This is a genomic window from Rhodococcus sp. DMU1, assembly GCF_012272955.1.
GTDB lineage: Bacteria > Actinomycetota > Actinomycetes > Mycobacteriales > Mycobacteriaceae > Rhodococcus > Rhodococcus aetherivorans.
The window spans coordinates 1510009-1522324 of record NZ_CP050952.1 but is presented as its reverse complement, the minus strand read 5'-3'; the positions used below and the strand labels follow the sequence as shown (position 1 = coordinate 1522324).

Genomic DNA, 12316 nt, shown 5'->3' with positions numbered 1-12316 from the left:
CAAGGAGTCGACATGGATCTGGCGTTGACGGAGGAGCAGCAGAGTTTCCGGCAACTCGCACGCGAGTTCCTCGACAAGGAGGTGGTCCCGCACCGGGCCGCATGGGACCGCGCCGAATCGGTGGACATCTCGATCGTGCCCAAGCTCGCCGAGATCGGGTTCTTCGGGCTGACCATCCCCGAGGAGTACGGCGGCCTCGGCGGCGACTACATCACCTACTGCCTCGGCATGGAGGAACTCGGCCGCGCCGACTCCGCTGTGCGCGGCATCGTGTCCGTCTCGATGGGCTTGGTGGGCAAGGTGATTCTGTCCCACGGCACCGAGGAGCAGAAGCACGAGTGGCTGCCACGCATCGCTTCGGGTGAGGCGCTCGCATGCTTCGGTCTCACCGAACCCGACAACGGCTCCGACCCCGGACACCTGAAGACCCGCGCGGTGCGCGACGGCGACCACTACATCATCAACGGGTCGAAGATCTTCATCACCAACGGAACCTGGGCGAACCTGTGCCTGGTCTTCGCCCGCACCGGCGGTCCCGGCCCGAAGGGCGTGTCCGCCTTCCTCGTTCCCACCGACACCCCGGGCTTCGAAGCCCGGGAGATCCACGGCAAGCTCGGCCTGCGCGGCCAGGCCACCGCCGAGCTGTACTTCACCGACATGAAGGTGCCCGCGAGCGCGCTGCTCGGCGAGGAGGGCCAAGGCTTCTCGATCGCCATGCACTCGCTGGACAAGGGCCGGGTCTCGGTCGGCGCCGGCTGCGTCGGCATCATCCAGGGCTGCCTCGAGGCCGCCGTCGACTACGCGACGAACCGCAAGCAGTTCGACCGGCCCATCGCCTCGTACCAGCTGATCCAGGACCTGATCGCGGACATGTCCGTCGACGCCGACGCCGGCCGCCTGCTGACCTGGCGGGCAGCCGACCTCATCGAGCGCGGAGAACCGTTCGGCACCGCCGCATCCAAGGCGAAGTACTTCTGCAGCGAGGCTGCGGTGCGAGCCGCCGACAACGCGATCCAGCTCTTCGGCGGGTACGGCTACGTCGACGAGTACCCCGTCGCCAAGTACATGCGCGACGCCCGCGTGATGACCCTGTACGAGGGCACCAGCCAGATCCAGAAGCTGCTCATCGGCCGCGCCGAGACCGGCATCAGCGCCTTCCTGTAGACCGTCCACGACGCCGGGCCCGGTACCGACGGCGGAGGGGGGGTCGTCGCCACACCGGCGGGTAGTCAGGCGGTAGTAGATCACGCACAACGCTCGGCTGGGGTCTCCCAGTCGAGCGTTGTGCGTGATCGGCCGTAGAGGCCCCGGCCGGGAACCCCGGGCAGGGCCTCGACGCGCACCCTTGACAGAGTGACGCGCGCCACACTACCGTTCTGGTCGAACACAATGAATGAGCATTCATCCACTACGAATTTTTGTTCACTCATCGTTGTCGCTCCGACGGGGCCGACCCGCCCCGGCGAAAACTCGCCCCCTGACACACACGGAGTTCTCATGCCCCCTGTCTCGGCCGACTGGACCAGTACGCAGCATCGACGCTCGGTGACGTGGATCGTCGCCCTCGCGACGGCAGCGCTCGTCTTCGACGGATACGACCTGGTCGTGTACGGAACCATCCTCCCGATCCTCATGAAGGATCCGACCCAGCTCGGTGCCGTCTCTGCCGAACAGGCCGGGGTGCTCGGCTCGTACGCCCTGGTCGGGGTCCTGATCGGCGCCCTGCTCGCCGGCGCCTTCGGCGACCGGGTCGGCCGCCGAAAGCTGACACTGATCAGCATCACGTGGTTCTCGGTGGGCATGGCTGCCGCGGCGATGACCCACTCCGTGACGATGTTCGGCGCCATGCGACTGCTCACCGGCATCGGCGTGGGTGGACTCATCGCCACCACCGGCGCGGTGGTCGCCGAGTTCGCGCCGCCCAGCAAGAAGAACATGTACAACGCGATCGTCTACTGCGGTGTCCCCCTCGGCGGTGTCATGGCGTCGCTGCTCGCCCTGCTGCTGCGTGACGCCATCGGCTGGCGCGGCCTGTTCTGGATCGGAGCGCTGCCCCTCGTGGTCCTGCTGCCGCTCGTGCTGCTGAGGCTTCCCGAGTCGCCCCGCTGGCTCGTCGCCCGTGGCCGGATCGACGAGGCCCACGCGATCACCGCACGCACCGGCATCCCTTCTCCGACAGCCGAAGAACTCGTCGTCGAGCGGGCGGGTGCCCAGAAGGTCGGATTCGCCGCGCTGGCCACCCGCCGGTACGCGCTCGGCACCGCACTGCTCGGCCTGATGAGCTTCGGCGGCATCATGCTCACGTACGGGCTCAACACCTGGTTGCCGAAGATCATGGAGAACGCCGGATTCGACGCGAAGAACTCGCTGGCATTCCTGTTGGTGCTGAACGGCGGCGCGATCGCCGGCGTTGTGCTCGCCTCCCGGACGGCGGATCGCACCGGCCCGCAGCGGGTCATCGTCGGGACGTTCCTGCTCGCGGTGCTGTCGCTCATCGTGCTCACCCTCGACCTGCCGCTGGCGGTGCTGCTCGGCGCGGTCGCGGCGGCCGGTATCGGCGGGATCGGCACCCAGATCCTCATCTACGGCTTCGTCGCCAACTACTACTCGACCACGGCACGCGCCGCCGGCGTCGCGTGGTGCGCCGGATTCGGCCGTCTCGGCGGGATCTTCGGGCCGCTCGTCGGTGGGCTGATCCTCGGCGCCGGACTGAGCAGCAACATCGCCTTCTACATCTTCGCGGGCATTGCGCTGCTCGGCGCGGGCCTCACCGTGCTGGTGCCCACCCGTCACGAGACCCTCGCGACAAGCCCGAGCGGGACGCACCGGGCGGCCGAGCCCGCCATGGTGACCGTCGACTGACCGCACCCGGAACGGGGGCGGGTCCGTGGTTACGGACCCGCCCCCGTTCGTGCGTGGACGTCGGATCCTTGCCCGCTCAGCTCCAGTCGTAGAAGCCGCGGCCGGACTTGCGGCCGAGCTCGCCGCGGGCCACCTTGTCGCGCAGCAACTGCGGCGGCGCGAACCGCTCCCCCAGGGTGCCGTGCAGGTACTCCGCGACGGCCAGCCGGATGTCCAGGCCCACGAGATCCGTCGAGCGCAGCGGGCCCATCGGATGCTTGTACCCCAATTCCATTGCCCGGTCGATCGACTCGGCGTCGGCCACGCCCTCCTCGAGCATTCGGATCGCCTCCAGGCCGAGCAGCACGCCGAGGCGGCTGGTGGCGAAGCCCGGCGAATCGCGCACCACCACGGGCGTCTTGCCGAGCAGCTCTACCCAGCCCGCGACGTCGCGCACCAGCGCGTCGGAGGTCGTCTCGGCGCGCACGATCTCCACCAGCTCCGACGCGGGCACCGGGTTGAAGAAGTGCATGCCCAGGAACCGGGACGGGTTCCTCAGGGCGGCGCCCAGCTCCGTCGGCGACAGCGAGCTGGTGTTGGTGGCGATCACCGCGTCGTCGGGCACGACGCGCTCGGCGTCGGCGAGCACGCGCCTCTTCAGGCCGGGATCCTCGGGCACCGCCTCGACGAGCAGCCGGGTGTCGCCGGGCAGCTCGGCCACCGACGCGACGAACGCGACCCGGCCGGCCACCACGTCGAGCGGATCGACGAGCTTGCCGCGCTCGGCCGCGCGGGAGAGGCTGTCCGTCAGCCGCTTTCGCGCGGCATCCAGGTCGCCGGTCTCGGACACGGTCACGGTCGCGCCGAGCGCGGCGAAGGCATGGGCGATGCCGACGCCCATGCGGCCTCCGCCGATCACGGCAACACGGTCGGGAAGTCCTGTCATCTGCTGGTCCTCTTCTCCAGGAATCGGGTCATGCGTTTCTACCTGTCCACGGCCCCGTACCGCACCGCCCGGGCGGGATCGTCGAGATGATGTGGTCGCTCACGGCGCCTCCACCGCCAGCGACACGCCCTGGCCGACGCCGACGCACAGGGTGGCCAGGCCCCGCGCCGCGCCCTCGCGTTCCATGCGGCCGAGCAGGGTGACGAGGATGCGCGCCCCGGACGAGCCGAGCGGGTGACCGAGCGCGATGGCGCCGCCGTCCGCGTTGACGAGGTCCTCGTCCAGGCCGAGTTCGCGGATGACGCCGAGCGACTGGGCGGCGAAGGCCTCGTTGAGCTCGATCGCGCCGATGCCGTCGAGGGTCCAGCCGGTGCGGTCGAGCAGCTTGCGGGTGGCGGGGACCGGGCCGAGGCCCATGATGTGCGGGGCGAGCGCCGCCGAGGCGCTGCCGACGATCCGGGCGCGCGGCGTCAGCCCGTGCCGGCGCACCGCGTCGGCGCCGGCGAGCACCAGCGCGGACGCGCCGTCGGACAGCGACGACGACGAGCCGGCGGTGACGATGCCGCCGGCCCGGAACACCGGCTTCAGGCGGGCGAGTTTCTCCTCGTCGGTCCCGCGCCGCGGGCCCTCGTCCACGTCGACGACGCCGTCGCGCACCGGCACCGGGACGATCTCCTTCTCGAACCGGCCGGCGTCGATGGCGGCGAGGGCGCGCCGGTGGCTGCGGACCGCGAACGCGTCGCTCGCCTCCCGGGTGATGCCGTGCAGGGCCGCGACCTCCTCGGCCGTCTCGCCCATCGACAGGGTGGTCGTGTCGTCGAAGCGCGGGTTGGTGAACCGCCAGCCGATGGCGGTGTCGAAGACGGCGCCGGGCTTGGCCCAGGGTGTGCCGGGCTTGCTCATCACCCACGGCGCCCGGGTCATCGACTCGACCCCGCCGGCGACGACGATGTCGGCCTCCCCGGACCGGATGGCCTGGGCCCCGGAGGCGACAGCGGTGAGCCCGCTCGCGCACAGGCGGTTGACGGTGTACCCGGGGACGGTCTGCGGCAGGCCGGCGAGCAGCACCGCCATGCGGGCGACGTTGCGGTTGTCCTCGCCGGCCTGGTTGGTGGCGCCGAGGATCACCTCGTCGATCGCGTCGGCCGGGACGCCGCTGCGCGCGACGGCCTCGCCGACGACGAGTGCGGCCAGGTCGTCGGGCCGCACCGGGGCGAGCGCGCCGCCGTAGCGGCCCTGCGGTGTGCGGACTCCGTCGACGACGTAGACGTCGATCATCCGTAGATCTCCCTTCCGAAACCGGGGGCCGTGTGACCCTTGACACCCTCCGGTAGTGAATGTACGTTCATAGTTAGTGAAGCACAATTCATCACTCATGAACAGAACTTCAATTCCTGACCCGACCTGCGCTGACGAGGAGTCATCATGACCGTGTTCGAGGACATCACCTACGAGATCGACGGCCCCGCGGCGATCATCACGATCGACCGCCCGCACCGCTACAACGCGTTCCGCGGCAAGACCGTCGAGGAGCTCATCAAGGCGTTCCGCGCCGCGTGGGCTGACAGCCGGGTCTCGGCGATCATCCTCACCGGCGCCGGCGAGAAGGCGTTCTGCACCGGCGGCGACGTCAAGCAGCGCGCCGAGACCGGCGACTACGGCCCCACCGAGAGCGGCATGTTCGAGATCGGCTACCTGCACAAGCTGATTCGCGACATCCCGAAGCCGGTCATCGCCGCGGTCAACGGAGTCGCCGTCGGCGGCGGACACGTGCTGCACGTGCTGTGCGACCTCACGATCGCCTCGGAGAACGCCAAGTTCGGCCAGGCCGGCCCGAAGGTCGGATCGTTCGACGCCGGTTTCGGCTCGGCCTTCCTCGCCCGCGTGGTCGGCGAGAAGCGCGCCCGCGAGATCTGGTACCTGTGCCGCCAGTACGACGCCGCCACCGCCGAGCGCTGGGGCCTGGTCAACTGGGTCGTGCCGCAGGACAAGCTGCTCGACGAGGCCAAGGCGATCGCCGCCGAGATCGCCGAGAAGAGCCCCACCGCCATCAAGTTCCTCAAGCAGTCGTTCAACGCGGACACCGACCACCAGGCCGGCCTGAGCAACCTCGCGATGTCGGCGCTCGACCTGTTCGGCAAGTCCGACGAGGGCCTCGAGGGCGCCAACGCGTTCGCCGAGAAGCGGCCCGCCGACTTCGCCAAGTTCGTCAAGGCCTGATCCCTCCCCATTTCGGATTCCCCGAAAGGACCCCTCATGAGCAACATCGCACTGGTCACCGGCGCCGGCTCCGGCATCGGCAAGGCCATCGCACTGGCCTTCGCCGCACAGGGCGACCGCGTGGTCGCCGCCGACCTCGACCTCGCCGCCGCCGAGGCCACCGCCAAGGAGTACCCCGAGCTGATCACCGCCCTGCCGGTGGACATCGCCGACCGGGCCCAGGTCGACGAGCTGCGCGAGCGCACCCACGCCGAGGTCGGCGTGCCGAACGTGCTCGTCAACGCCGCCGGCTGGGACCGCACCGATCAGTTCCTCAACGCCACACCCGAATTCGCGCAGAAGGTCGTGGCGATCAACTACCTCGGCCCGGTGCACGTGTGCAGCGCCTTCCTGCCCGGCATCATCGAAGCCGGCAACGGCGGCCGCGTGATCAACCTCGCCTCCGACGCCGGCCGCGTCGGCAGCTCCGGCGAGTCGATCTACGCCGGGGCGAAGGGCGGCGTCATCGCGCTGACCAAGTCCCTCGCCCGCGAGATGGCGCGGCACGGCATCAACGTCAACTGCGTGTGCCCCGGCCCCACCGACACCCCGCTGTTCCAGGCGCAGGACGAGAAGCTCAAGGCCGCACTGATCAAGGCCATCCCGTTCCGCCGGCTCGCCCGGCCCGACGAAGTCGCCGCCCCCGTGCTGTTCTTCGCGTCGGAGGCCGCGTCGTTCGTCACCGGTCAGGTGATCAGCGTCAGCGGCGGCCTCACGATGGCCGGCTGACCGCGGACACGCGAGGGAGGACGGACACCATGACCGCGTCGTACAACGCCCGGGCCTACCGGGAGTACTTCGAGAACGACTTCACGTACCTCAACGGATTCCGGCGCAACACCAAGCGTTACGCACACCAGGTCGCCCTGAGCGACCCCGGCACCGGGCGGCAGTGGACCTACGCGCAGCTCGGGGAGCGCGTCGACCGGATCGCGACGGGCCTGGCGGACGCGGGGGTGCAGACCGGGGACGTCGTCGCCTACCAGCTGTTCAACGGCGTCGAATTCGCCGAGCTCTACCTCGCCACGCAGGCCGTCGGGGCGGTCGGCTCGCCGGTGAACTTCCGCCTGGCGGCCGGCGAGACGGCGTTCGTCCTCGACAAGTGCACCCCTGCAGTATTCGTCTACGACACCGAACTCACCGATATGGTGCAGGAGGCGTTGCGGCTCGCAGCGCACACTCCGAGGGTGATCGTGGCCGTCGGCGACGGCGACACCGTCGAAGTCACCGGCGTCACGGTGATGCGGTACCGGCACCTGGCCGCCGACCGCATCGCGCTACCGCCGCTGCATCGCACGGTGTGGGACGAGACCACCCGTCTCTACACCTCCGGCACGACGGGCATGCCGAAGGGCGTGCCGCTCAACAGCATGATCGAGATCTTCAGCGCCCACGACGTGATCATGCACTTCCCGCTCGGCCCCGACGACAAGACGCTCAACATGACCCCGTGGTTCCACCGCGGCGGCCTGCACGCGGGCGGGCCCAACCCGACGTTCTACGTCGGCGGTGAAGTGGTGCCGCTGCGGTCGTTCGACGCCGACCGGGTCCTCGACCTCGTCGCCGCGTACGGACTGACCTTCCTCATCGGCGCACCGACCAATCTCGCCATGCTCGCCGCCGCCCAGGAGGCGCGCCCGCGCGACCTGTCCAGCCTGCGCGGCATCGTCACGATGGGCGCGCCGCTCGAGAAGGAGGCGGCGCTGCGCTACCAGAAGGTGCTCAACCCCCGGATCTTCAACGGCTACGGCACCACCGAGGCCTTCTGGAACACCTTCCTGCGGCCGGCCGACCTGCCCGACCGCGCCGGCAGCGCCGGCCGCGCCTGCACCGACGACGAGGTCCGCGTCGTCCACGTCTACCCCGACCGGCTCGCCGACCCCGACGACGTCGTCGCCCACGACGGCCACGACGTCGGTGAGGTCATCGTCCGCTCCCCCAAGTGCGCCAACGCCTACTTCGACACCCCCGACCAGGAGAGGGCCAAGTTCCACCAGGGTTGGCTGCACATCGGCGACCTCGCCACCTGGGACGCCGACGAGTTCGTCACCATCGTCGGACGCAAGGACGACATGCTCATCTCCGGCGGCGAGAACGTCCACCCGGTGCAGGTGGAAGAGGCACTCAACGCCCATGCGCAGGTGCAGGACTCGCTCGTCGTCGGCGTCCCGGACGAGAAGTGGGGACGCATCGTCGTCGCCTACATCGTCGCCGAGGATCCCTCGCTGACGGTCGATCACCTCGACGCCCACTGCCGCTCCCACCCGATGCTCTCGTCGTTCAAGCGGCCGCGCGCCTACCGGTTCGTCGAGACCCTGCCCGTCTCCCCCACCGGCAAGAAGCTGCATTACAAGGCCACCGAAGCCGCCGCGGCCGAGTTCGCCGCCGGCCTCTTCTCCGCTCCCTCCGACTCGAGGATGACCCGATGAGCACCGCCACCACCCTCCCCAAGTTCGACGCCCTCGACCCGCTCGCCATCGACTCGCTCTACTCCGACGACGAGCTCGCCGTCCGCGACACCGTTCGCAAGTTCTGCGCCGAGCACGTCACTCCGCACATCGCGGAGTGGTTCGAGGCCGGCGACCTGCCCGGCGTGCGCGACCTCGCCCGCGAATTCGGCAAGCTCGGCCTCCTCGGTATGCACCTCGAGGGCTACGGGTGCGGTGGCTCGTCCGCCGTGCACTACGGCCTCGCCTGCCTCGAGTTGGAAGCCGCCGACTCCGGCATCCGCTCCCTGGTCTCGGTGCAGGGCTCGCTCGCGATGTTCTCGATCTGGAACAACGGTTCCGAGGAGCAGAAGCAGCGCTGGCTGCCGGGCATGGCGGCGGGCGAGATCATCGGCTGCTTCGGCCTGACCGAACCCGACGTCGGCTCCGACCCGGGGGCGATGAAGACCCGCGCCCGCCGGGACGGGTCCGACTGGGTTCTCGACGGTCGCAAGATGTGGATCACCAACGGCTCCATCGCCGACGTCGCCGTGGTCTGGGCGAACACCGACGAGGGCGTCCGTGGCTTCGTCGTGCCCACCGACACACCCGGTTTCAGCGCTCACACCATCAAGCACAAGCTGTCGCTGCGCGCCTCGGTCACCGGCGAACTCGTCCTGGACAACGTGCGCCTGCCCGCCGACGCGCTGCTGCCCGAGGCCAAGGGCGTCAAGGCGCCGCTGCAGAGCCTGTCCGAGGCGCGGTACGGCATCATCTGGGGCGCGATGGGCGCCGCGCGCTCGGCGTGGGAGGCCGCCCGCGACTACTCGATGCAGCGCACCCAGTTCGGCCGCCCCATCGGCGGATTCCAGCTCACCCAGGCCAAGCTCGCCGACATGGCCGTCGAACTGCACAAGGGCCAGTTGCTGTCGCTGCACCTCGGCCGGCTCAAGGACAGCGTCGGGCTGCGGCCCGAGCAGGTGAGCTTCGGCAAGCTCAACAACACCCGCGAGGCCATCGAGATCTGCCGCACCGCGCGAACCATTCTCGGCGGCAACGGCATCTCCCTCGAGTACCCCGTCATCCGGCACATGGTCAACCTCGAGTCCGTGCTCACCTACGAGGGCACCCCCGAGATGCACCAGCTGGTGCTCGGCCAGGCCTTCACCGGCGAAAACGCCTTCCGCTGACAGGAATCCCACCATGAACGCACGATTGATCCACGACTCCGAGCACCTGCAGTTCCGCGAGGTCGTCCGTGACTTCGTCCGGGACAAGATCACCCCGGTGCACGAGGACTGGGAACGGGCGAGCTGCCTCGACCGGTCCCTGTTCACCGAGGCCGGCAAGCTGGGCCTGCTCGGCTTCCCGGTCCCGGAGGAGTACGGCGGTCCCGGCGTCGACGACTTCCGCTACAACGCCATCCTGATCGAGGAGGTCAACCGGGCGGGCAACGCGGCCGCCGGGATCGCGTTCTCGCTGCAGAACGACGTCGTGCTGCCGTACCTGACCGACATGACCACCGACGAGCAGAAGGCGCGCTGGCTGCCCGGCGCCGTCACCGGCGAGACCGTCCTCGGCATCGCGATGACCGAACCCGGCACCGGCAGCGACCTGACCGGCATCCGCACCTCGGCGGTGCGCGACGGCGACCACTACGTGGTCAACGGCGCCAAGACGTTCATCTCCAACGGGCAGAACGGCGACCTGTTCGTCGTCGCCACCCGCACCTCCGACGACCCGCACAAGGGCCTGACCCTGCTCGTCGTCGAGGCCGACACCGCCGGCTTCTCCCGCGGGCGCAATCTGGAGAAGATCGGCCTGCACGCGCAGGACACCAGCGAGCTGGCCTTCACGGACATGCGGGTCCCGGTCGCGAACCGGCTCGGCGAGGAGGGACAGGGCTTCTACCAGCTCGTGCACAACCTGCCGCAGGAACGGTTGTCGCTCGCGATCGGCGCGGTCGCCGCGGCGGAGGGCGTGTTCGCCGAGACCCTCACCTACGTCAGGGAGCGCAAGGCCTTCGGCAAGCCGGTCTCGAGCTTCCAGAACACCCAGTTCGTGCTGGCCGAACTGGCCACCGAGCTGGATCTGGCCCGCACGTTCCTCGACGACTGCATCGCCGAGCACGTTGCCGGCGAGCTCACCGCCGCCCGCGCGGCGCGGCTGAAGTGGTGGGCCACCGAACTGCAGGTGCGGGTCGCGGACCGGTGCCTGCAGTTGCACGGCGGCTACGGGTACATGCGCGAGTACGCGGTGGCACGCGCGTTCGTCGACGCCCGCATCCAGACCATCTACGGCGGCACCACCGAGATCATGAAGACGATCGTCGCCAAGGATCTCGGGATCTGAGCGGACGTCCCGAGCGACGAGGAGGACGCCCATGTCGGCCGATCCGAGCGAGCTGCCGATCGACGAGGCCGTGCGCGCGGTCCGTGCGAACTCCCGGCGCAGGCAGATCCTGATCGCTGCCGCGAAGGTGATGCAGCGCACAGGGTTCCATCAGATGTCCATGCAGGCGCTGGCCGACGAGGCGAACGTCAGCGTGGGCCTGCTCTACAAGTACTTCGGCAACAAGGAGGAGATCCTCCTCGCCACCATCACCGCCATCCTGGACGCGTTCCGGGATCAGCTCGAGCCCGCGATGGCGGCGGCCGGCACGGACCCCGTGGAGCGCCTGGCCGCGGGGATCGGCCGGTTCGTCGAGATCGTCGACGAGAACCTCGACGCCGTGGCCCTGACCTACCGCGAGAGCCGCACGCTCGACCCGGCCGGGCGGGAGATGCTCAAGCGGCTCGAGATCGCCACCTCCGCCCCGCTGCGTGCGGTGCTGACCGACGGCATCGACGCAGGCATCATGAACCCGGTCGACGTCGACCTGATGGTCTTCGACCTGGTGCTGCTCGCCCACGGCTGGGCGCTCAAGCACTGGCATTTCGGCCGGCTCTACAGCCTCGACGACTACATCCGGCTGCAGACCCGGTTCGTGCTCAACACCGTTCTGCCACAAGAACACCGAACCCGCTACCGACACCTGCTGGAGTAACCGTGAGCGTCGTCACCACACGCGAAGACCGCGTCGGGATCATCACCCTCGACCGTCCCCCCGCCAACGCCTTCGACGAGGCGCAGGCGGAGGCCCTGGCCGAGGCGGTCACGACGCTGGGCGAGGACCCCGCCGTACGGGCCGTCCTGATCCGCAGTGCCCGGCGGATCTTCTGCGGAGGCGCGGACATCGCGATGATGGAGTCCTGGAGCACGCAGCCCGATCGGGGTGCACGCCTGCGCCGCTTCACCGCACGGCTCCAGGACGTGTTCGCCCGCATCGAGGCGCTGCCGAAGCCCTCGGTGGCCGCCCTCGCCGGTGCCGCCACGGGAGGCGGCCTCGAGCTGGCCCTCGCGTGCGACTTCCGCGTCGCGGGCGCCTCGGTGAAGCTCGGGCTTCCCGAGGTGGGAATCGGGCTCCTCCCCGGCGCGGGGGGCACGCAACGGCTCACCCGGCTGGCCGGTCCGTCGGTGGCGCACCGGCTCGTTCTCGGCGCCGAACTGGTCACCGGCCGTGCGGCCGAACGGCTCGGAATCGTGCAGTGGGCCACCGACGCCGACGTCGAGACCGAGGCCCGAGCCTTGGCCGATCGACTCGCGCAGCTGCCGCCGGCCGCCTACGCGGCCGCCAAACGCTGCATCGTCGCAGCTCGGGGCGATGAGGGGTTCGCCCGAGAGCTCGACGAGATCAGCCGGTTGATCGAGACGCCGGACACCGTCCGCTTGCTGGAAGGATTCGTCGCGCGCGCCCGGTAGCCCGGCGTGCGGGCCGTCGCGGGATGTCCGCCGCCCGGGGCTG

General features: G+C 69.8%; 11 protein-coding genes. 9 read left to right on the top strand and 2 right to left on the bottom strand.

The window, feature by feature from the left end; genetic code table 11:
- Nucleotides 1–12: 12 nt before the first annotated feature.
- Nucleotides 13–1164: an acyl-CoA dehydrogenase family protein gene (locus HFP48_RS07200; RefSeq protein WP_168579286.1), complete on the top strand. Its 1152-nt coding sequence runs from the start codon at nt 13–15 to the stop codon at nt 1162–1164.
- A 333-nt stretch (nt 1165–1497) separates the two neighbouring features.
- On the top strand, nt 1498–2862 hold the full coding sequence (locus HFP48_RS07195) for an aromatic acid/H+ symport family MFS transporter (protein WP_050034729.1): 1365 nt from the start codon (nt 1498–1500) through the stop codon (nt 2860–2862).
- Nucleotides 2863–2938: 76 nt separating this feature from the next.
- Here the strand turns inward: HFP48_RS07195 and HFP48_RS07190 are convergent, their stop codons facing one another.
- Together HFP48_RS07190 and HFP48_RS07185 are read right to left on the bottom strand one after the other, a co-directional pair.
- On the bottom strand, nt 2939–3787 hold the full coding sequence (locus tag HFP48_RS07190; protein WP_050034728.1) for a 3-hydroxyacyl-CoA dehydrogenase family protein: 849 nt from the start codon (nt 3785–3787) through the stop codon (nt 2939–2941).
- A 99-nt stretch (nt 3788–3886) separates the two neighbouring features.
- Nucleotides 3887–5065 (bottom strand): thiolase family protein, encoded by a 1179-nt coding sequence (locus HFP48_RS07185; protein WP_168579285.1) that lies wholly within the window; start codon nt 5063–5065, stop codon nt 3887–3889.
- Between the two features lie 147 nt (nt 5066–5212).
- Here HFP48_RS07185 and HFP48_RS07180 point away from each other — a divergent pair, with 147 nt between their 5' ends.
- From HFP48_RS07180 to HFP48_RS07150, 7 genes are read left to right on the top strand one after another with little or no spacing between them, the layout of a single operon-like run.
- Nucleotides 5213–6007, top strand: a complete 795-nt coding sequence (locus HFP48_RS07180; protein ID WP_006941059.1) for an enoyl-CoA hydratase-related protein — start codon at nt 5213–5215, stop codon at nt 6005–6007.
- Between the two features lie 36 nt (nt 6008–6043).
- A complete protein-coding gene (locus tag HFP48_RS07175; RefSeq protein ID WP_006941061.1) occupies nt 6044–6775 on the top strand; it encodes an SDR family oxidoreductase in 732 nt (243 codons plus the stop codon).
- 29 nt (nt 6776–6804) lie between these two features.
- Nucleotides 6805–8475, top strand: a complete 1671-nt coding sequence (locus HFP48_RS07170) for an AMP-binding protein (RefSeq protein WP_006941062.1) — start codon at nt 6805–6807, stop codon at nt 8473–8475.
- Nucleotides 8472–9662, top strand: a complete 1191-nt coding sequence (locus HFP48_RS07165; RefSeq protein ID WP_043797761.1) for an acyl-CoA dehydrogenase family protein — start codon at nt 8472–8474, stop codon at nt 9660–9662. The genes HFP48_RS07170 and HFP48_RS07165 overlap by 4 nt, the downstream gene beginning before the upstream one ends.
- A 13-nt stretch (nt 9663–9675) precedes the next feature.
- Complete coding sequence (locus tag HFP48_RS07160; RefSeq protein ID WP_006941064.1) at nt 9676–10824, top strand: acyl-CoA dehydrogenase family protein; 1149 nt, start codon at nt 9676–9678, stop codon at nt 10822–10824.
- 31 nt (nt 10825–10855) lie between these two features.
- Nucleotides 10856–11518: a TetR/AcrR family transcriptional regulator gene (locus tag HFP48_RS07155; RefSeq protein WP_050034726.1), complete on the top strand. Its 663-nt coding sequence runs from the start codon at nt 10856–10858 to the stop codon at nt 11516–11518.
- A 2-nt stretch (nt 11519–11520) separates the two neighbouring features.
- Complete coding sequence (locus HFP48_RS07150) at nt 11521–12273, top strand: enoyl-CoA hydratase/isomerase family protein (RefSeq protein WP_006941078.1); 753 nt, start codon at nt 11521–11523, stop codon at nt 12271–12273.
- The last annotated feature ends 43 nt before the right edge of the window (nt 12274–12316 follow it).